This window comes from Streptomyces sp. TOM-9 (assembly GCF_056858595.1).
In genome coordinates this window covers 9668889-9688853 of the sequence record NZ_JBXEQB010000001.1, presented here as the reverse complement: position 1 = coordinate 9688853, position 19965 = coordinate 9668889, and the positions used below count along the sequence as shown (strand labels likewise).

Genomic DNA, 19965 nt, shown 5'->3' with positions numbered 1-19965 from the left:
CGGGCCGTCGGACGATCGTCGGGCCGCGCTCACGAGGCGTGCTGCTTCAGGCATCGCGGAGGGCATGGCTGGCGACCTTGCTGACAGAGCGAGTGCCCGCTGGGCAGCACCCCTCGCATGTTTGTCTACAGACATGTAGACGGTCGGTTGCAGTCTAAGAGCGGACGCGGCAGGACGACGGCAGGGCACGCCGGGCGTCCGGGATTCGGGCCCCCATGGCCCGGATCGGGCCGTCGACGGGCTGCGGCTCGCGCGGCCCTGCAGCGATAAGTGCCGCTAGGAGCACGTCGGTGGTCGGCGGGGGCGGGCCGATCGGGGTGTCATGACGCTGCGCCGGGGTCCTCGCCTTGGTGAGGCAGCAGCAGGGTGAAGGTCGTTGGATGGTCGCGGGTCAGGTCAAGTCGGCCGTCCGCGGCGGCAGCCATTTCTCTGGCAAGGGCCAGCCCGATGCCGCTGCCCTGGCCGGTGGTGGTGCCGCGGGAGAACAGACTGGTCGGATCCAGCGTGAGCGTGCCCTCGTCTTCCACATCCAAGGCGAGGACTCCCCCGAGTTCCCTGACGGTCACGCGCACCGCGCCGCGTCCGTGCCGGTGGGCGTTGTCGAGCAGGACATCCAGGATCTGATCGTTGATCTGGCCCGGAACGCCGAGCCGGGCGGTTCCGGGTTCCGGTGCGACGGTCAGACGCCGGCCGTCCTGGGCCAGCGGCCCATGCACCGGCGCTCCGCCTGCTCGAGGACCTCGCCGACGGCGCGGACCGCGGGGCCGCCCGGAGAGGACGCTTCGCTCCGGGCCAGCCGGAGAACTTCATCAATGGTGTGCTGAAGGTACCGCGACTGTTCCAGCGCCTCGCCGTAGCAGCCGTCAGGTCTGCTCCCGGAGTGGACAGTCAGAGTTGAGAGCCAGTCCGGCCGGTCCTCCATCCTTCGACCAGGGAACCGTACGGGCTTCTACTACATCTTGTAGATAGACATGAGACCCTGCCGACGAAGGGCATCCCGCGTGAGCAAAGGACCCCACACAAGCCAGACCTCAATCGCCGGCTCCACAGACGGAGCGACGCCCATCCAACGGGCCTTACCGCCCCGTTCGAGTGCGACGGGAAGCGGTCCCGTCGCGCGCCTCGTTGCCGGCTAGGAGTCGTTGCAGCATCTGCTCGTCTTCGCTGGACAGTTCGGAAACGAAGCGGGCGAGCACGGCTTCCCGGTCCGATCCTGCGTCGAGCAGAGTGCGCATGCGCTGTGCGGTGTGGGACGCCTCGTCGCGGGTGGCTTCGTAGACGTAGCCGCGCCCTTGACGTCGGCGGAGCAGCATGCCCTTGCCGTACAGTCGGACCAGGATGGTCAGGACGGTGGTATAGGCCAGGTCTCCCAGCAGCCGTTCCTGTACCTGGCCTGCTGTCATGGGGCCGTCGGCCGCCCAGAGTGCGGCAAGGACGTCGCGTTCGAGTTCGCCGCGTGCGCGGCGGGGTGTCGCATCGGTCTCGTCGCCCCTGGCTTCGGGCACTGGGCTTGCCCCCTTCTCGGCTCGGCCCTCCAGGTTACCGCCGGACCTACTACCGCCTGTAGAGGGCGGGGCATCGACGGCGGTCACGCGAACTACTACATGTTGTAGAGTTTCGCCGCTCCCATCAGCGCACGGAGGAAAGCCCATGTCGCACGTCGGCGGAACGGTTGACCCGAGCACGGCGGACGCCGCTCCAGGATCCGGGTGGCCGGTGCCACCAGGCAGAGTCGCGATCATCTCCGCCAGCATGGGAGCGGGCCATGACGGCGCTGCCGCCGAACTGGCCCGGCGCATTGCTGTCAGCGGCGCTACTGTGGACCGGTTCGACCTACTTAATCTGCTGCCGGGGCGGTTCGGCCGGGCGCTCAGTGACGGCTATCACCGGCTTCTGGTCCATGCGCCGTGGGCCTATCAGCGGATCTACAGCAGCACCGAGGATGCGGGCGGCACCAGTGCCCCGGCCCGCGCTCTGCTGCGTGCCGCCGAGCGGCCGGTGCTGAGGGCACTGTCTGCCGATACCCGCGTGGTCGTGTCGACCTATCCGGGTGCCAGTCGCGTCCTTGGCGCTCTGCGTCTCGATGGCCAGCTGGCCGTGCCCGTTCTCACTTACCTGACCGACTTCTCGGTGCATCCTCTGTGGGTGGCGCCTGGGGTGGACATTCATCTGGCGGCGCATGCTGTTCCCGCCGCGCAGGCGCGGGCTCTTGGCGCGTCCGATGTGCGGGTGTGCGGGCCGGTGACGGATCCGCGGTTTGTTCCAGGTGGCCTGCTGGAGCGGCAGGTGGCGCGTGCCCGGCTGGGGCTGCCGGCAGGCGTTCCGCTGGCGTTGCTGGTGGCCGGTTCCTGGGGTGTGGGGCCGGTGCGGCAGGTCGCTGCGGAGATTCGTGCCAGCGGTGCTGCGCTCCCGGTTGTTGTCTGCGGCCGCAATAGCGCTCTGGCTGAGCGGCTGCGGGCGGATGGTGTCGGGCATGTCTTCGGGTGGACCGACGACATGCCGGCGCTCATGCACGCCGCAGATGTTCTGGTGCAGAACGCGGGTGGTCTCACGTCGCTGGAGGCGTTCGCCTGCGGGCTGCCTGTCGCCAGTTATCGCTGCATACCCGGCCATGGCTTGACCAATGCCGCCGCTTTGGATGAGGCGGGTCTGGCTGCCTGGATTCGCGAGCCCGACGATCTCGCCCCTGACCTTGCCGACCTCATCCACGGCCCTCGCGGACTGCGGCAACGTGCTGCGGGGCTGGCCCTGTTCGCCGCCGGGCCGGACACCGGTCCGGCGGCCGTCGTCCTGCGGGCTTCCAACGGCGTCAAGGCCGTCGCCGCGGCGCCTGGCCGCGCGGCGGCTGTCAGCGCTGAGATCGCACGCACGGCGAGGCCGCTCCCCCGTACTCCTCGGCCGACCCGTCCGCGTCTGGCCTTTCAGCGGCTTGCCGCCACCGTCGTTGTGGCGTGCGCGCTGTGGGCGGGGGGTGTCGGCCTGGGCATGGCGGCTACCTCGCACGACTATCCCGGCCTGCTGCGTGCCATCGACCAGCGGCTCGACCCCGACGACTTCACGCCCGCGCCGACCTTCGAGGGAACCCAGCCGTGACCGCTGCCCGACTCCTGCGCGCCACTGCTCTCGTGGCGCTGCCTGCTCTCGCGGCCGCCCATGCGGCGCCCGTCGTCTCCACCTTCGGGCCGCTGCGCAACCGCGTCATGCCCCGCCTGTCCGGGCAGGGCCGGAGCGACCATGTGGCCCTGACCTTCGATGACGGCCCCGACCCGCTGTCTACGCCGTTCTTCCTGCGCTTGCTCGCCGCCCGCCGGGTGCACGCCACGTTTTTCCTCCTGGGCACCGAGGCACGCCGCTCCCCCGGGCTGGTCCGCGACATCGCCTTGACCGGGCACGAGATCGCCATCCACGGGTGGCATCACCGCCCCCTGCTGTTGCGCGGGCCTCGGGCCACCTACGACGAGCTGGCCCGCACTCGTGATCTTGTCGCTGACCTCACCGGCCGGCAGCCCCGGCTGTTCCGGCCTCCGTATGGGGTGATGACCACTGCCGCACATCTGGCTGCGCGCCGGCTGGGGCTCACCCCGGTGCTGTGGACCTGCTGGGGTGAGGACTGGCGGGCGCGTGCCACACCGCGGTCCGTCCACCGTACGGTCACCGCCGACCTGCGCGGGGGCGGGACGATCCTGCTCCACGATTCCGACTGCACCTCCGCCCCCGGTGCCTGGCGCTCCGCGCTCGGTGCCCTGCCGCGCATCCTCGACACGTGTCAGGAGCGTGGGCTCACTGTCGGGCCGCTGCGTGATCACTGGACCGGGAGGCGGCCGCCGGTCCGCGGTCCGGTGGGTGACATGCCTGGCCGGCCGACCGGATCGTCTACAGTGACGTAGAACTTCTACACACCTGTAGATGATCGTGGTGTGTGCGGCCCCCGCACTCGCCGGATCGCCGACCGTGGAAAGGGGCTCACGCCGATGTCCGTCCCGTTGCTCGCAGCGGCGCCTTCGCCACTGGCCAACACGGTCCTGCCCACCCCGGCCGGGGCTGTCGTCCGACATGCCGAGCGGCAGCGGGCGATCGCCGCCGAAGCCGCCGCGCGGCGCCCAGTGGCAGGCCGCACGGTGCCGGACGTGGCCGCACGTCAAGGAGCGCGTCCGCGCATCCTGGGCCGGACCGCACACGCTCAGCCTGCCGGTCAGATCGCCTGCCCACGGGGCGGTGCCGTCGTCGTCCGCGTGCTTCCCGGTCCCCCCACGGCGGGGGCGGGGCACCATGCCGGGGAGCAGGCCCCGAGGGCCGAGGCCGGGTGACGCGGCCCGTGAACCGCCGGCGCGTCCTGGTGGTGGAGGACGACGCGGCACTGCGCGATGTGCTGCTGCGAGGGCTACGGGACGAGGGGTTCGACACGGTGCCCGCGCCGGACGGCGCCACGGCATTGCGGCTGGTCGCGGGGACGGTCGACGCCGTGGTCCTGGACGTCGGTCTGCCCGACGCGGACGGGCGTGATGTGTGCCAGGCGATGCGCGCCAACGGGTTCCTCGCGCCCGTGCTGTTCCTGACCGCTCACCATCGGCTCACCGACCGCCTCAGCGGTTTCTCCGCTGGGGGCGATGACTACCTGCCCAAGCCCTTTCATCTGGAGGAGCTCACCGCCCGGCTGCACGCCGCGCTCCGGCGTGCCGGGCCGCCTGCGCCGGTGGCAGTGGGCGATGTGGTGCTGAACCCCGTGTCGTACACCTTCACTATGCGGGAGGCGGAGGTGGCCCTGACTCCTACGGAGTTCCGTCTGCTGGCGGCGTTCATGGCCGCGTCCGGGGTCATGGTGCGCAGAAGGGACCTGGTCCGGGCGGGCTGGCCCGAGGGGGCTCACGTCAGCGACAACACCCTCGACCAGTACCTGACCCGGTTGCGGCGCAAACTGCGAGAGGCCGGCAGCGAGTTGACGATCGGTACCGTCCGCGGCATCGGGCACCGCCTGTCATGACGGTGCTCTACCGCCGTCTGCGGCCCCGCACCCTGCGTGGCAGGCTGTCCCTGATCACGCTTGCTGCCGCGGCCCTGCTGATGATCATCTTGACCGTGGTGTTCAACGCCGTGGCGCGCGTCCATCTGCAGCATCAGGCAGACGACGAACTCCGTACCCGTGCCGCCGCGGTCATGGCCACGGTCGACACGCGCCACGTGCCGGTGCGCGTGATGGAGATGCCGGACGACGCGCTGTTCGACACCAACGTATGGATCTTCGACGGCACCCGGCTGATCGAGCACCCCGCCTCCGCCCCGATCAGCAGCCGGCTGTCCCAGGCAGCAGAAGGACTCGCGGCACCGCGTGGCCGCCGTTGCGTCACCGTCGCAGGCGGCGATCCGGTACGGCTTTGTTCGGCACCTGCCGGGGACACCCGCACCCAGACCGGTCCGGCAGCCGCGGTGGTGACCGCCTTGGACCTGTCCCCCTACCAGGCATCGGCCGACACCCTGCTGGCCGGCTCGCTCGCACTGGATGGCGCGGTCCTGGCCTGCATGTACGGTCTCGCCAGGCTGGCGGTCGGGCGGGCGCTGCGTCCCGTGGGAGAGATGACGGAACAGGCCACCCAGTGGAGCGCGGCTGCCTCCCAGGAGCGTTTCGGCGCGCCGGGCGGTCCGACCGAACTTGCCCGGCTCGGTGTGTCCTTGGACGCGTTGCTGGACCGCATACGCGCCGTGCTGCGCCATGAGCAGCAGCTGACCAGGGAACTGTCGCACGAGCTGCGCACCCCGCTCGCCCGGATCGTCGCCGAAGTCGACTGGCTTCAGGCACAGCCCCGCTCCGGTCCCGACACCCGCGCCGCGCACGCCGTCATCGCCGACGCCGCCCGGTCCATGGGCACCATCTGCGACACCCTGCTGGCGGACGCGCAAGGCGCGGCCCGCACCGCTCGTGGAACGACCCCGGTCATGCCGGTGCTGCGGCGGCTGGCGGACCGGCGGGGTGCCGCGGAGAAGGTCGCCCTCACCGTCGACGGTGGCGGCACGGTGGTGGCCGGAGTATCGGCGGCCCTGCTGGAGCGCATGATCAGCCCCCTGGTGGACAACGCGCTACGCCACGCCCGGACGCAGGTGACCGTGCACGTCCTGAAGGACACCCACCAAGTGCGGGTGGAGGTACTCGACGACGGCCCCGGCGTTCCGGTTTCCTTCGTCCCGCACCTGTTCCAGCCGGGCCGACGGGCCGACCCCGGCGACGGGCACCACGGAGCGGGCCTGGGCTTGCCGCTTGCGCGGCGCCTGGCCCGCTCGGCCGGTGGCGATGTCCACTTCGAGCCCCGGCTGCCGTCGGGAGCGCGCTTCGCGGTCACGCTGCCGGCCGGCTGACACCGCCGAAGCATGCGCAGGCGTACGCAGTGGCTCCGCGGCCCTGGCGGGTGGGCCTGTGTCAGTTCGCCTGCAGAGGGCGGCGGTCGGCTTCGATGACGTCGCGCCGGGACACGGTGAGGTGGATGACCAGTCCGAGGATGACTGCCAGGAACAGGACACTGGTGATCACGGTGCCCAGACCCAGGCCGCCGTCGGCTGTGGGCTGGGAAAGGTAGTCGCCGATCGACGCGCCCAGCGGCCGGGTGAGGACGTAGGCGATCCAAAAGCTCCACACCGCGTTGAGACCGAGGGCGAAGTGTGCCACCGCGACTGCGGCGATCGCCAGGGCGAACAGGCCGGCGGAGATCCAGTAGCCGAGGTTCATGCGCTCGGCGACCAGGTCGCCGGCGGCGGTGCCGAGGGCGAAGGTGAACAGCACTGCCAGCCAGTAGAAGGCCTCGCGGCGGACGGTGTCGACGTGGTGGATGGAAAGAGTGCGTTCGGTGCGGTACCAGGCGGCAAACACTGCCACGAGCGCGATGGCGAACACCGTGGTGCTGGTCTCCAGCGGCACGTTCAGGTTATCGGTAAGGTTGTCGCTGATCAGGGTGCCGACGACGCTTATCAGCGCCACGGCCAGCCAGTACACGGCGGGACGGTAGGCGCGGGTGCGGAACTGCACCACGAGCACCCCGGCCAACAGCACGCTCATCAGGAGCGACACCCCGGTCAGGCCCAGCCCCAGCTTCTCGTTCAGCAGGTCCGCGGCCGTCTCACCGACGGTCGTACAGAGCACCTTGATCACCCAGAAGTACACGGTCACCTCGGGCACCTTGTTCCACCGAATGTGCCGACCGGAGGCGGCGGCTCCGGAGGAGCCAGAGGTCTCAGACATCTCAGTAGTCATAGGGCCCGACGGTGCCACCGGGAACCTGAACGCATCCTGAGCGTCGGCCGGTCACACGGCCGCGGGCGCGTTGTGTGACGGAGCATGCCAGGCATGCCTGCCCGTACCCCGCTGTCTTCGCAGGCGCCTGCGGCTACCTGGCTGCGGCGCCGTCTGACAAGCGCCGTCGTCGTGGCCTACGTAGCCGCTGTGGTCTGGCCGTCGCCGGGTCGCTGGCTGCGCCGGCCGCTCGATCTTCGGGCGGCCGGGCAGGCGGTGCACTGGAACCTGCCCCAGGCGCTGCTGTGCCTGATCTTGTTCGCCGCCGGGTTGCAGGTGCCGCTGCGCATGCTGGGCGGCCGCCTGCGTCGGCCGGTGGCTCTGCTGGCAGGGCTGCTACTGCACGTGGCCGCCCCGCTGCTGGTGATCCCCATGGTCGCTTTCGTCCTGCACCACACGCCGGACACCGACGGCGGCAGCGGCATGATCACGGCGATGATCCTGATCGCAGCGATGCCTGTCGCAGCGGGCGCCACGGTGTGGACCGCTCAAGGCGGCGGCGACCAGGCAATCATGGTGGGCATCGTGCTCGCGTCCACCCTTGTCAGTCCCTTCACCATCCCCTGGACGTTCAAGATCCTGTCTCCCCTGCTCCGCGGCAACTACGCGGGCACGCTGTCGCGCGCTGCGCACGTCGCCGCAGACGGCTTCGCCATCACCTCCGTGCTGCTGCCCTGCGCCGCAGGCCTAGCCTGCGCGGTGATGCTGCCACGCAGCGTGCTGCATCGGCTCTCCAGCACGGTGCTTCCCGCCTCACTCGGGGGCTCGGTCGTCCTCACCTACACCAACGCCAGCGGCGCGCTCAGCTCCTTCTTCGCTCACCCACGGCCGGTGCCGTTCGTGGCGTCCCTGGCGGTGGCGTCAGCGCTGTGCGTCCTGTCGTTCACACTGGGCCGGACCGCCGCACGTTTACTGCGCCTGGACGCGGGTGCCCAGTCCTCTGTGACCCTGGCCTGCGGGATGAACAACAGCAGTGCGAGTGCCGTCCTGATTTCCACGGCGCTGCCTGACCGGCCGCATCTGCTGCTGCCGGTCCTCGCTTACGGCCTGTTACAGAAGGCCGCCGCCAACCAGGTCATGCGCAAGCACCCCTCCCATGGGAGATGACGCCTGCACCCTCAGGCGCCAGGCGACCTGTTTTGAGGACGCGTCGGCTGGACGGTGCCTGTCGTCGACATTCAGGAACAGCTCAATGAATCGCTCCGGGTTTGGTGTCGAGCGGGATGTCACGCGCTGACGGGTTCGTCGGCGTGGGTGTGTTGGTGATGGTAGGCGTCTTCGTACTCGGCTGGGGTGGTGTGGCCGAGGGCTCCGTGTAGGCGCTGGTGGTTGTACCAGTCGATCCACTCGGCAGTGGCGAACTCGACGTCGGTGAAGGTCTTCCAGGGCTTGTTGCGGTTGATGAGTTCGGTCTTGAACAGGCCGATCGCAGACTCGGCCAGGGCGTTGTCATACGCGTCGGCGACGGTCCCGATCGAGGGTGCGATGCCGGCCTCGGCCAAGCGCTCGGTGAACGCGATCGAGGTGTATTGACTGCCGGCATCCGAGTGATGGATCAAGCCGCTGACCTGCTCGTTCGGCCGGTAGCCGCGCTGCCACAGGGCCTGCTCGACCACGTCCAGGACCAGGGATGTCTGCTTGCTCCGCGACGCCTTCCAGCCCAGGATCCGGCGCGAGAAGGCATCCACGCAGAATGCGACATAGACGGTCCCGGCCCAGGTGGGCACGTAGGTGAAGTCCGCGACCCACAACCGGTTAGGCCGCTCGGCGTCGAAGTCACGGTTGACCAGGTCACCTGCCCGGCACCCATCCTTGCCCGGCAAGGTGGTCCGTATCCGTCGTCCGCGGACCGCTCCAGCCAGGCCTGCCTGGCGCATCAGACGCTCAACGGTGCACCGCGCAACCTCGGTGCCCTCACGCCGTAACTGATGCCAGACCTTCCGCGCCCCGTAGACGCCATAGTTGACCTGATGGATCCGCCGGATCTCCTGGATCAACTCGGTATCGCGCACCGACCGCGCCGAGGGAGGCCGACGCTTGGCCGCGTAGTAGGTGGAGGCCGAGGCGGGGGTGCCAGCCCAGGTCAAGGTGCGGCAGATCGCCTCAACGCCGAACCGTTCGCGGTGAGCATCGATGAAACGGATCAACGCGGCGGCTTCGGGTCGAGTTCGGAGGCGAAAAAAACGGCCGCAGCCTTGAGGATCTCATTCGCCCGCCGCAGCTCGGTGACCTCCTTCTCCAGTTCCCTGATCCGCTCACGCTCCTGCTGAGCGGCAGCCGCCCGCGGATCGGCCTGGGCCTCGGCCTTCTTCACCCAGTGCCGCAGGGCCTCGGGATGAATCCCGAGAAGATCTCCGACCTCCCGGATGATCCCCGACCGCCCCGGAGACTGCCCCCGCTTCTCAGCGACCATCCGCACGGCCCGCTCGATCAGCTCCGCTGGGTACTTCCTCTGCGCCGGCATGAGCGCATCCTTCCAAGGTTCAACGCTCTGCACCGAACCCGGAGCGATTCACAACGCCTGGCAAGGCAGACGCGCATGGCACCGGCCAGGAATGACCGCGTCGTCACCCAGGTGGCTGACTGCGCGTGCACTCGGAACAGCAGCGGCCCAGGCTGGACCAGGCAGGACAGGCTCGAAATCCATCAGGGTGTTCCCAGCCCGGTCAGTTGGCCCCCGCCTTGGTACTGCGGCGGGGGCCGGCCTCATTGCCCGGATGAGGCGGCAGTGGCGGCTGAGGTCAAAAGTGGTGGAGTCACTGCGTCGATGAGGACTCGCACGTCCAGCAGAGTGTTGTCAGCTGCGGCTTCCGGAGTCCGGGCGAGGCCGCCCCGAGGCCATCCGGGTGGCCTCGAAGGAGGCGAGTGCCCCCGAGGCCAGCCGCCCGGTGAACACGGCGCGGTGGTGATCGGCCATCGCGTACCCGACTACCTCGCGGGTCGCCAGGTCGATGACCGTGGCCAGATACCACCAGCCGGCCAGCGTGGGTGAGCTGCACTGATCTTCGTGGAGTCCCTGAAGTCTGGGTTTGTTACGATCCAGGCGTAAAGGAGAACTACCAGCAGTGCCAGCACCCCGTAAGTACCCCGATGAACTGCGCGAGCGCGCCGTCCGTGAGGTCCGCTCGACCGGTCGTCCCGTCGTCGCCCGTGACCTCGGCATCCACAAGGAGGCCCTGCGCTCCTGGGTCCGCCAGGCCGAGGCAGACGCCGGCGAGCGCGACGACCGACTCACCACCGCCGAACGCGACGAGCTGAAAGAACTCCGCAAGGAGAATGCCGAGTTGCGGCGGGCGAACGAGATCTTGAAGGCCGCCTCGGTGTTTTTTACCCAGGAGATCGACCGTCCCCGGACGAGGCCGAGCAGGTGATCGACCATCTGCGCGACATGGGCCTCGGGGTCGATCTCCCCCAGAGGGGGCACCCCCAGTCTGCCGGGTGCTGGACCTGTCGCCGTCGACCTACTTCGCCCGCAAGACACGACCGAAGTCGGCCCGCCGCCTGCGCGATGAAGAGTTGATTCCGCTGGTCAGAGCTGTGTGGGAGGACTCAGGTCGCACCTACGGCGCCCGCCGGATCACCCGCGCGCTGGTCCGCTCCGGACGCCAGGTGGCGCGCTGCACGGTCGAGCGGCTGATGCGCGAGCTCGGGATCGAGGGCGTCATCCGCGGACAACGGCGTCGCACCACGATCCCGGAGCCGGCAGCGCCGCGCCCGCCGGACCTGGTCAACCGGCGTTTCACCGCCGAGCGCCCGAACCAGCTATGACTCGCGGACCTGACCTACATCCGCACTTGGTCAGGCTGGGTCTATGTGGCGTTCGTCCTGGACGCGTACTCCCGCCGGATCGTGGGCTGGCAGGCCGCCACCCACATGCGCACCGACCTGCCACTGGATGCGCTGGAGATGGCGCTGTGGCGCCAGAAGATCAAGAAGGACGCGGGGATCCACCACAGCGACCGCGGGTCGCAATACGTGTCCATTCGCTACACAGAGCGATTGGCAGAAGCCGGCGCCTCCGCCTCGGTCGGGTCCGTCGCGGACAGCTACGACAACGCGATGGCCGAGGCCCTGAACGGCACGTTCAAGGCTGAATTGATCGAGCATCAGGGACCGTGGCGGGACTTCGACCAGGTCGAGCGCCCTCGTCCAATGGGTCGCATGCTACAACAGCGAACGACTCCACTCCGCCCTCGGCTACGTCCCGCCCGACGAATACGAACAGGCGTACTGGGCGCAGCTAGAGGAAACCCCGCAGACCGCTTGATCACACGCTCGCGGACTCCACGAAATTCGGGGCAGCTCAGACAGTGGATGGAAAGGTCGCCTGGGCCGAAGCATGTGACAGGCGCGGATGTCGTTCTCGCGTGCCGTCGTAGCTTCCACGCCGACTGCGCTCTTCCAGAACGACCGCCGTCCGTCAGCGACGGTGAAGAAAGCCATCTGCGCGCCTGTGATCGCCAGGGCTAGGTGCGCGATGTCGTCGAACGCCCGCTCGGGCCCGGTGTCCAGCAGCCCGGTAGCGGCCACTGCCTCCAACCGGGCCGGGTCGAAGACCGCTTCGGGCAATTCTCGGGCTGCGGTCGTCTTCGCTGTCATGCGCTGTTTCCTGTCTTGCCGATCCCCCCGGCCGGCTGCCTGGGTGTCATGCGTTTGTGGGCGTGAATGCCGGGGAGATGTGGTGCGGCTGCGGTCTCAGACCGCGCTGCCCGCCTTCCAGGCGCTCCAGGACATGTTCCAGCCGTTGAGGCCGTTCTCCGGGTCGACGGTCTTGTCCTTGGAGTTCTTCATGATCACGACGTCGCCGATGATCGAGTTGTTGAAGAACCAGTACGCGTCGGTGCTGGTGTCCTTGGCGCCCTTGGTGTCGTTTAGACCGATGCAGCCGTGGCTGGTGTTGACGTTGCCGAACACCGAGTCGGCGCCCCAGTAGTTGCCGTGGATGTAGGTGCCGGAGGTTGTGAGTCGGATGGCGTGCGGAGCGTCCTTGATGTCGTACTCGCCCTTGCCGTCGTCGTCGGTGAAACCGACCGTGGCGCCGTTCATCCGGGTCTCGGTGAACTTCTCCGACATCACCATCTGGCCGTTGTAGGTGGTGTTCTCGTCCGAGCCGGCGGAGATCGGGATGTTGCGGATGACCTTGCCGTCCCGGACGACCTTCATCCGGTGGGTGGCGGCGTCGACCGTGGAGACCTGGCTGCGGCCGATCTTGAAGCTGACGGTCTTCTTCTGGACGCCGTAGACGCCGCTGGAGCCCTCGACGCCGTCGAGGTTCAGCTTGAGGGTGACGGTGGAGCCGGCCTGCCAGTAGGACTCGGGGCGGAAGTCGAGCCGGGTGGAGTTGAACCAGTGGCCGACGACCTCCTGGCCGCTGCTGGAGGTCACCGCGATCGCCGACTGGACGGCCTTCTCGTCCTCGATCGCCTTGGTGAAGTTGATCGAGACCGGCATGCCCACGCCGACGGTCTGGCCGTTCTCGGGCGTGTAGTAGCCGATGAAGCTGTGCGCGGAGGTGACCGTGGTGAAGGTGGAGTTCTCGGCGGCCTTGCGGCCCTTGCCGTCCTCCGCCTTGGCGGCGATCTTGTACTGGGTGGCCCGCTCCAGCGGGGCGTTGGGGGCCCAGCTCGTGCCATCCGCGCCGATCGTGCCGGCGACCTCTTTGCCGTCGGCGACCGAAGTCATGGTGACGGAGGTGAGCTCGCCGTCCGTCACCGAGACTTTGGCGCCGCTGAAGATGCTCACGTCGCTGGCGCCGGTCTTCGGGCTGATCTTTATGCGGGCGTCGGAGGCGCCCTCGGCGGCCGCCGCGTCGACGGAGGCTTGCGTCTTGACAAGGTTGTCGGAACCGGTGTCGGACTCGTCGCCCCCACAGGCGGTGAGATTGATCGCCCCGAGCGTCAGCAGCGCCGCCGCCAGTCCTGCTCGCCGATTACGGAGGGGCTTGGAATCGGTCACGGCTCGGCGCGCTTCACACTGATCTCCCATGGCTTCGGTACGCGTTTTCCCGGCCCATGCATCCACGGGCCATGGCCCTCGATCGAGGCTCACTTTGCATAGGTACGACCTGCCAGGGTCCGCGGTCCGTGACTCGAGCTCGGGAAGTGTGGGGAAGACCACGTGCGAGGATCGCGCCAGTGATCACCGGCGGTGCCCGCGCGTGGGCGGCAGTCGGTCGGACGGCAGACGAACAGCGTCCAGCCTCGAACCCGTTCCGTCCACCCGGTCACGGCCTCCCTCAGCAAGTCTGCGGGGGTGCTCACGCGACACGGCTCGAGATCAACCAGGCTGGAAACAATCGCGGACGCGCAGGTCCAGGCCACGCAGCCGCCATGCCGGGCGCCAGGCATACCGGCGGCGAAGCGCACCCTCGTCCACCACGGCTGCCGTGCCCCTCCGGGCCTCGGCAGCCTCCAGGTCGCCAGGACGTCGGGCTCCCGGCGCATCGCGTCGGGCATCATGCCGTGCCTCACGATCACAGAAGGCGCGACGCAGCTCCGCCCAAAAAGGTCGTCACCACGCCACTCCTGACCTCCGGCGGAACCGTCCGCGTACAGCTGTCGCCGTCACCGTAGCTCTCCGTGCGGGTCTTTGATCACGCAGACGTCTCCGCCTGCAGGCGGGGTCGGGGCGCGGGCATGACTGGTCCGGACCGTGCCTGGGTGCGGCTGCTCCAGCGCCGACTGGGTCGTCACTGACCCGCTCCAATCGCCCGCCTCCGCCAACCACACCAATGCCTCATGAACAGATCGAGGGCACCGCGGCGCAGCTGCTGCTCTCCGCCAGCGCTGGCCCTCGCCCTTCGCCTGACGGAGGCGGCGAGGTCCTGGCCCAGAACGCGCTGTCACGGGCGCTGAGCGGAGACGTCCTCGCCCGCCCGCCCCAGCGCGCCCGCGAGCAGGTCGCCGGCCTGCGAGCGGTGGCCTCGGCCCGCCCCACGGACCCCGAACCCTCCTCCCTCGTCGCCGAACTACGCGTCGCGAGCGAGGAGTTCGCCCGCCTCTGGGACGAACACGAGGTCGCCGTACGCCGCGCCGCCACGAAACGCTTCCGGCACCCTGCGATCGGCATCCTCGAACTCGACTGCAAGGTCCTCGTCAACTCCGACCACAACCAACAGCTCGTCATCCACACGGCCCGCCCGGGCACGGAGTCGTACCAGCGCTTGCAGTTGCTGCGGGTGGAGGGCTTGCAGGACCTGACGCCGACGAGCTCCTGAACGCGTGCACGCCTTTCACGTTCGCTCCCTGCCCACCGCACATCGCCCACGATCCCGATGTTGGTGCCATCTGGCGCCGAGAGCGGCACACCGTCTGCCACTGGCACAGGCAGACAGACGACCACGCCTACTACCGAGCGCTCAAGCCCCTACCTGACGGCCACGCCGGACAGCTGGCCGAAGCGATCGACAACACGCCGCAGCCCCGCTACTGAGGATTAATGCGTGATGTCGCCGGGGCTTATGGCGAGGCCGGTGCCGATGAGGCAGCCGGTGATGATGGTGGGCCGGTACTGGATCTGGCGTAGGCCCCGGCGGACTGCGGTGACCAGTTGCGTGTAGTCGGTGAAGGCGATGTTGGCCAGGCTGGTGCGCCGCAGGCTGGACCAGATCCCTTCCACGGGGTTGAGGTCGGGTGCATAGGCCGGCAACTGGAACACGGTGAGCCAGTCCCGGGCCGTGATCCAGGCGCGCATCGCGCGACTGAGGTGCAGGCCGACGTTGTCCCAGACCAGCACGATCGGTCCGCCGAGCTTGGTGTGGGCGGCGGTGAGCAGGTCTCGTAAGTCCTTCCAGGAGAAGCCTTTGCGGCCGTCGACCCGCCGGTCACCGGTGTGCCGGAAGACCAACCGCGGCCGCTCGCCCGGCTTGTAGCAGCACAGAGCGGCCACCGACAGGTGCCGCCTGCTGCCGCCGTTGACCCGGATCACCGGGGTAACACCTGTGGGGGACCATGTGCGGGCGATGTGCGGCGTCATCGAGAACCCGGCCTCGTCGGCGAAGACGGTCCAGGCCCCGAGCGCCGCCGCGGTAGTTCCACGGCCGGCCAGGTCTCCTTCACCCACGTCGCAACCGCCTCATCGTCGCGCTGCACCGCCCTGCGAGCCGGGACCTGGGGCGACCAGCCGTGCCGGTGCAGCAACAGACACACCCCGGGCACGGTGTAGCTCTTGTGGAACATCCGCCCGATCAGCGTCCTAATCCGCGCGAGCGTCCAGCGCTCGTCAGACCAGCCGTGCGCCACCGCCCCCAACGCCAAAGCCGCCTCCAGCTTCACGAACAACTCGTCGCTGAGCTTGGGCAAGGACGCCGGCCCCTTCGAGACCAGGCCCGCCTCACCCCACTCAGCCCACTCACGCCGCCAGCGCTGCACCGAACGCACATGCACCCGCAGCACCCTCGCCACCTCGGCGTTGTCGCAACCGGCCGCGAACATCTCGCCCGCGTCCAGACGGATCTGCTCGCGAAATGCCCTCCGCTCGGCAGTCAGCCCGCCACCCTGCGCATACCTCATTACCGTGGTGTACCGCGACGATCACGACCTGTCAGCACCCCACGACATCACGCATTACAAGTCAGTAGTGACAACAAGCCTGCCTATGTGACGACTATCGTGCTTCGGCTCAGGGTGTCTGCCCAGCCGCACCCGGCGCCGCCCTCCCTTACAGCTCAAAGTCGATGTAGTCGATGTCGGTGAACTCAACCTCTAGGCCGGCGGCGCGGCGGCCGCGGTCGCGGAAGTAGATCTCCTGCAGGCCCTCGGCGGCGATCGCGCGCAGCTGCTGTTCGCCGGCGCCTTGGTCCTGGGCTTCGAACAGGCGGGCCGCGTACTGCGGCGGCAGCGCCTGGGTGATCAGGCGGAGGCGGGCGTCGTCGGTGGATCCGGGGGCGGCGGTGAAGCCGAAGCGGGCGCGGGTGTCGATGACGATGCCGCCGGTGGTGGCCGCGGCTTGTTTGGCGCGGGCGCGGACGTGGGGCTGCCAGCGCTGTCGGACTTCGTGTTCGAGGCGGGCGGCGAGGTCGGTGCGGGGGCGTTTGATTTGGTCTTTGACGTAGCGCTCCACGGTCCGCTGCGAGATTCCGAGGAGTTGGGCGACGGCCCGGGTGTTCTTGAGCTGTTTGACGAGGTAGCGCATCTGGGCTGGGGCCGTTTTAGGGATGGGTCGGGTGAACGCAGCTTCAACAGCGCGGTCGAGGCTGTCCCCGAGTGTTCCCACCGGTGGTCCTTCCCTGTGTTGCACTGTGCAGATCCGCCTTGGACTGGCTGTCGGCTGCACGCTGGTACACGGCGCGGCCCCCGGGTGCTTGGCGGCGAGGCCTCAGCCGGTGCGGCCGATGTGGATCACGATGATCGTGACGGTGGCGTCGGTGATCTCGTACATCACGCGGTAGCGTCCCACGTGCATCCGCCGCAGGTCCGGTGAACCGTATTCGGCGCTGCCGGGTGGGCGTGGCTGGTCGGCGAGCAGGTCGACGGCGTCCACCACTTGGCGCAGGCCGTCGGGGTCGTCCTTGAGGAACCGGGCGGCGACGTCGATGGCCGGCTCGTCCCAGATGATCGTCCAGGTCAAGAAGCCTGCTCCAGGCCGAGCCGGGCGCGGACCTGGTCATGCGGCACACTGGTGGTCTCGCCGGCTGCCTGCCGGGCCCGGTACTGGGCCAGTGCCAGGGCGTCCTCGATGTCGGCGAGTTCCTGCGGGTTGATCAGCACGGCGGCGGGCTGTCCGTGGTCGGTGATCGTGATCCGCTCACGGGCATGGGAAGCCCGCCGGACCAGCGATCCGAACCGGGCCCGGGCCTCGGTGATCGGCAACGTCTCACTCATGTACAGAACTGTACACTTCACACGCCACGAGGGAAGACACCTCCGCCACGATGATTCCCCGACCCGCATCCCCGGGCCGGACCAGGCACTGCCCGATACCGGTGGACGGGTCCGTGATACGCCTGAACGCAGCATTCACCGCCTGCCCCCGGCGGCGTGAGCCGGTGCGGGCGCAGGCGCAGCAGGCAGTGAGGCTTATCGCTTTCACGCCACGCTGGTCTCGGCGACCGGATCGGGGAAGACGATCACCGCCGCGCAGCAGGCGCTGGACCTTGGGCGGCACGGAAGCGTTATCCGAGCGGCAGCCGTGCCTTGGCCATGCGGCCGTGGGTGGGAGTACCGGCGCAGAGTATGCACGGCGCGCGGAACCTTGGACGCAGGCGCCTCGGCGGTAGCACGTCTCACCGCAGCGACCCTATGATCTGGCTTCGCTCGTGATCGCCAAGCCAGGGTTACTAGCCGCGGGCGAGCGCGGTCCTACCCCTCGATTGCCGGCGCGACCTCCATCTGTCTGAGGTGCCCGATACTGTCGCCAGGTCAGCGGCGGCGGGGGCCTGGCCGTCTCGCTGCCAATGCAGCGCGACCGTGATCACTGAGCAGGGCTACCGTATGACAACCACTTCTTATGCTGACGTTGCCCGGCCCATACCGACCAACCGGCGGCCGAGGGGCTCCAAGGTGCGGCACGGTCAGCCGTCGTGTGCGGATTACGGCTGCCGACGCCCCGAGTGCCGGGGGGCTGCTCAACGGGCGCGGCGCCAGCGTGATGCAGATCAGCGCAATGGTCTGAGCGCTCGGGTTCCGGCGGAGCCGGCGACCGCGTGGGCGCAACGTCTGCGGGGACGGGGCATGTCGGCCCAAGACATCGCCGGCCGTTCCGGATTGTCGGTGACGCTGATCCGCCGTTTGTTGCGCGGCAGCAGCCGTCCCATCGCGCGCACCACCGCTGACGCCGTTTTGGGCGTGGCGATGCCGCCTCGGTGCTTGCCGACGGCTCCCGGCCTGACCAGCGCGCTGGAGGCTTCCCGGCTGCTGGGGGATTTGGAACGCGCCGGCTGGCCAGCTACCCAGCTCGCCCGCCGTCTTGCCGTCCACCCCCGCACCATCGCCGAACTCCGCTTTGCACGCCGCGTCAGGCTCCACCTCGACCTCGACGTCCGCATTCGCGAACTCCACCGACGACTGATCTGCATCGATCCCGTCAGCGAAGGTGTCCGCCCGATCGACGCGGCACGGATACGCGCCCTGGCTCAGCGTCGTGCCGCATAACTGTCCGGTCTCTTGTGCTTGCGGCTCGACCGCGCTGCGGACCGGCCGCATGCGGGTGTCCCGGCTTCGGTCAGCCCTTGAGAGCGGTGTGAACCTGTCGCGCGTCAGACTTTGTGGCAGGGCTCGTTTCTTGCGGGTCCTGACCTGTGAAGGAGTCTGATCGATCATGGTGAGGCCGCCGGCGGTGCCGCCGGAGGAGAGGGTCCGGATCGTGCTGTCGATCCTGGCCGGTGAGATGAGCGTCGCCGAGGCCGCGCGGCGGTCAAAGGTGTCCGAGCAGTCGATCGGGAACTGGAAGCGCCAGTTCCTGGAGTCCGGCCGGGTCGGCCTGGCGGGCAAGTCCGGACCCAGCAGTCGAGAACAGCAACTTGAGGCCCAGGTTGCGGACTTGACGCAGGCGCTGGGCGAGGCCGCGGTCGAGCTGCGGGTGTGGAAGAAGTCCGCTGAGGGCCGGCTGGGCCCTTCGAGGACCTCGAGGTGATCCGCAGGGATGCGGGCATGCCGACCGCGAGGTTCTGTCGGCTGATCGGCGTGCCCGAGCGGACCTGGCGGCGCCACCAGGCCCGAGCCCGCCAGGGCACGCGGGCGAGGAGGGGACCGTGGCCGCGGCCGGTCCGTGAGGGCGTCCGGGACGCCGCCCGCCGGCACGCACTCGCGCACCCGGCCTGGGGTCACCGGAAGGTCTGGGCGATGTGCCGCCACGACGGCCATCGGGTCTCGCAGGCCACCGTACTGCGGCTACTGCGGGACGAGGGCCTGCTGCTGGAGGCGAACTATCAGCGAGAGAGACGGCAGCTGGCCGCCCGCCGCAAGGCCGCCTTCGCGACCGAGCCGAGCGGGCCGAACCAGGTCTGGCAGCTGGACTTCTCCGAGTTCGAGACACTGCGGGCGGGACCTGGCGGCTCGCGGGTTGCCGGGACTACTGGTCGAAGTACGAACTGGGCTGGCACATCTCGCCCACCGCGAACCAGCACGACGCCATCGCCGCCGTCGAACTCGCCCTCAAAGAGGCCGAACTGCCGGCCGGCAGGCCGCTGGCGGAGCTTGCTCCGCGCGACACCGACGGCGCGGTCCAGCCACTGGTCACCATCGTCACCGACAACGGCGGTCCGTTCCGCTCGTTCCGGTTCGAGGCGTTCATCGCCACCCGCCCCGAGCTGTGGCACGTCCGCACCCGGGTCCGCACGCCGGGGCAGAACGGATCACGCGAGCGCGGCTTCGGCTCTCTGAAATACGAGAAGCTGTTCCTGGAAGAGATACCCGACGCCCTCGACCTGGTCCGCCACGCCGAGGACTACCGGCTCGAATACAACACGGTCCGCCCGCACGAGGCACTCGCCTGGAACCGGCCCCACGACGTCCACACCGGCCAGGCCGACCCACTCGTCCCCAAGTTTCCTGAACCAGAAAACCTGCCAATTACTTGACGCGGGACAAACCGGGCAACGAGCAATGCTCAGTACCTGTGGATCATCCTGACGGAAGGAGGCCGGGTCTTCCCTCGTTGTGGTGGACACGCTTTGTTGATCACGCGGCGGCTGATCACGAGCACCGTCCCGAGCAAATCCGGGTGATCATGAGCACTGACTCAACGACCTG

18 protein-coding genes and 2 pseudogenes are annotated in these 19965 nt (G+C 69.0%); 11 read left to right on the top strand and 9 right to left on the bottom strand.

Annotated features, from left to right (window positions below; translation table 11 throughout):
• Window positions 1-320: 320 nt before the first annotated feature.
• Together AC1VWI_RS44255 and AC1VWI_RS44250 are read right to left on the bottom strand one after the other, a co-directional pair.
• The gene (locus AC1VWI_RS44255) at window positions 321-716 is read right to left on the bottom strand and encodes an ATP-binding protein (RefSeq protein WP_499516660.1); all 396 of its coding nucleotides are present in this window, start codon (window positions 714-716) and stop codon (window positions 321-323) included.
• A 360-nt stretch (window positions 717-1076) separates the two neighbouring features.
• On the bottom strand, window positions 1077-1505 hold the full coding sequence (locus tag AC1VWI_RS44250) for a BlaI/MecI/CopY family transcriptional regulator (RefSeq protein WP_499516659.1): 429 nt from the start codon (window positions 1503-1505) through the stop codon (window positions 1077-1079).
• 145 nt (window positions 1506-1650) lie between these two features.
• Between AC1VWI_RS44250 and AC1VWI_RS44245 the strand changes: the two genes are divergently transcribed.
• The 4 genes from AC1VWI_RS44245 to AC1VWI_RS44230 all read left to right on the top strand — a co-directional run bounded on the left by AC1VWI_RS44245 (window position 1651) and on the right by AC1VWI_RS44230 (window position 6348).
• Window positions 1651-3093 carry a glycosyltransferase gene (locus AC1VWI_RS44245; RefSeq protein ID WP_499516658.1) on the top strand — a complete coding sequence of 481 codons (1443 nt, stop codon included), beginning with the start codon at window positions 1651-1653 and terminating at the stop codon, window positions 3091-3093.
• The gene (locus tag AC1VWI_RS44240) at window positions 3090-3887 is read left to right on the top strand and encodes a polysaccharide deacetylase family protein (RefSeq protein ID WP_499516657.1); all 798 of its coding nucleotides are present in this window, start codon (window positions 3090-3092) and stop codon (window positions 3885-3887) included. The genes AC1VWI_RS44245 and AC1VWI_RS44240 overlap by 4 nt, the downstream gene beginning before the upstream one ends.
• Window positions 3888-4315: 428 nt before the next feature.
• A complete protein-coding gene (locus AC1VWI_RS44235; protein ID WP_499516656.1) occupies window positions 4316-4981 on the top strand; it encodes a response regulator transcription factor in 666 nt (221 codons plus the stop codon).
• The gene (locus tag AC1VWI_RS44230; protein ID WP_499516655.1) at window positions 4978-6348 is read left to right on the top strand and encodes a sensor histidine kinase; all 1371 of its coding nucleotides are present in this window, start codon (window positions 4978-4980) and stop codon (window positions 6346-6348) included. Before AC1VWI_RS44235 ends, AC1VWI_RS44230 begins: the two co-directional genes overlap by 4 nt.
• A gap of 61 nt (window positions 6349-6409) precedes the next feature.
• Here the strand turns inward: AC1VWI_RS44230 and AC1VWI_RS44225 are convergent, their stop codons facing one another.
• A complete protein-coding gene (locus tag AC1VWI_RS44225; protein WP_499516654.1) occupies window positions 6410-7237 on the bottom strand; it encodes a COG4705 family protein in 828 nt (275 codons plus the stop codon).
• Window positions 7238-7330: 93 nt separating this feature from the next.
• On the opposite strand from AC1VWI_RS44225, the gene AC1VWI_RS44220 reads away from it, so the two are divergent.
• Window positions 7331-8383, top strand: a complete 1053-nt coding sequence (locus AC1VWI_RS44220; protein WP_499516653.1) for a bile acid:sodium symporter family protein — start codon at window positions 7331-7333, stop codon at window positions 8381-8383.
• A 119-nt stretch (window positions 8384-8502) separates the two neighbouring features.
• Here AC1VWI_RS44220 and AC1VWI_RS44215 read toward each other — a convergent pair.
• Window positions 8503-9740 (bottom strand): IS3 family transposase gene (locus AC1VWI_RS44215; RefSeq protein ID WP_499516481.1). Its coding sequence is split into 2 segments (ribosomal slippage): window positions 8503-9446 and window positions 9446-9740, totalling 1239 coding nucleotides; the frame shifts between segments, so codons are not numbered across the junction.
• Window positions 9741-10341: 601 nt separating this feature from the next.
• Between AC1VWI_RS44215 and AC1VWI_RS44210 the strand changes: the two are divergent.
• Window positions 10342-11543 (top strand): annotated as a pseudogene (locus AC1VWI_RS44210) (IS3 family transposase).
• A 428-nt stretch (window positions 11544-11971) separates the two neighbouring features.
• Here the strand turns inward: AC1VWI_RS44210 and AC1VWI_RS44205 are convergent.
• Window positions 11972-13261: a L,D-transpeptidase gene (locus AC1VWI_RS44205; protein ID WP_499516652.1), complete on the bottom strand. Its 1290-nt coding sequence runs from the start codon at window positions 13259-13261 to the stop codon at window positions 11972-11974.
• 829 nt (window positions 13262-14090) lie between these two features.
• On the opposite strand from AC1VWI_RS44205, the pseudogene AC1VWI_RS44200 reads away from it, so the two are divergent.
• Window positions 14091-14492 (top strand): annotated as a pseudogene (locus AC1VWI_RS44200) (MmyB family transcriptional regulator); the annotation flags it as partial.
• Between the two features lie 218 nt (window positions 14493-14710).
• On the opposite strand, the gene AC1VWI_RS44195 reads toward AC1VWI_RS44200, so the two are convergent.
• The 4 genes from AC1VWI_RS44195 to AC1VWI_RS44180 all read right to left on the bottom strand — a co-directional run bounded on the left by AC1VWI_RS44195 (window position 14711) and on the right by AC1VWI_RS44180 (window position 17097).
• A protein-coding gene (locus AC1VWI_RS44195) for an IS630 family transposase (RefSeq protein ID WP_499516651.1) occupies window positions 14711-15786 on the bottom strand; the annotation gives its coding sequence in 2 pieces (ribosomal slippage) (window positions 14711-15337 and window positions 15340-15786; 1074 coding nt in all).
• Window positions 15787-15934: 148 nt separating this feature from the next.
• On the bottom strand, window positions 15935-16489 hold the full coding sequence (gene tpg, locus AC1VWI_RS44190; protein WP_499516650.1) for a telomere-protecting terminal protein Tpg: 555 nt from the start codon (window positions 16487-16489) through the stop codon (window positions 15935-15937).
• A 102-nt stretch (window positions 16490-16591) separates the two neighbouring features.
• Entirely contained in the window at window positions 16592-16843 is a 252-nt protein-coding gene (locus AC1VWI_RS44185; RefSeq protein WP_499516649.1) for a type II toxin-antitoxin system RelE family toxin, read from the bottom strand.
• A complete protein-coding gene (locus AC1VWI_RS44180) occupies window positions 16840-17097 on the bottom strand; it encodes a type II toxin-antitoxin system Phd/YefM family antitoxin (protein WP_499516648.1) in 258 nt (85 codons plus the stop codon). Before AC1VWI_RS44180 ends, AC1VWI_RS44185 begins: the two co-directional genes overlap by 4 nt.
• A gap of 849 nt (window positions 17098-17946) precedes the next feature.
• Here AC1VWI_RS44180 and AC1VWI_RS44175 point away from each other — a divergent pair.
• The 4 genes from AC1VWI_RS44175 (at window position 17947) to AC1VWI_RS44160 (ending at window position 19793) form a co-directional block, all read left to right on the top strand.
• Window positions 17947-18366 (top strand): hypothetical protein, encoded by a 420-nt coding sequence (locus AC1VWI_RS44175; protein WP_499516647.1) that lies wholly within the window; start codon window positions 17947-17949, stop codon window positions 18364-18366.
• A 166-nt stretch (window positions 18367-18532) separates the two neighbouring features.
• Window positions 18533-18847 (top strand): transposase, encoded by a 315-nt coding sequence (locus AC1VWI_RS44170; protein ID WP_499516646.1) that lies wholly within the window; start codon window positions 18533-18535, stop codon window positions 18845-18847.
• Between the two features lie 17 nt (window positions 18848-18864).
• Window positions 18865-19596 carry an IS3 family transposase gene (locus AC1VWI_RS44165; protein WP_499517066.1) on the top strand — a complete coding sequence of 244 codons (732 nt, stop codon included), beginning with the start codon at window positions 18865-18867 and terminating at the stop codon, window positions 19594-19596.
• Window positions 19506-19793, top strand: a complete 288-nt coding sequence (locus AC1VWI_RS44160) for an integrase core domain-containing protein (protein ID WP_499517065.1) — start codon at window positions 19506-19508, stop codon at window positions 19791-19793. The genes AC1VWI_RS44165 and AC1VWI_RS44160 overlap by 91 nt, the downstream gene beginning before the upstream one ends.
• The last annotated feature ends 172 nt before the right edge of the window (window positions 19794-19965 follow it).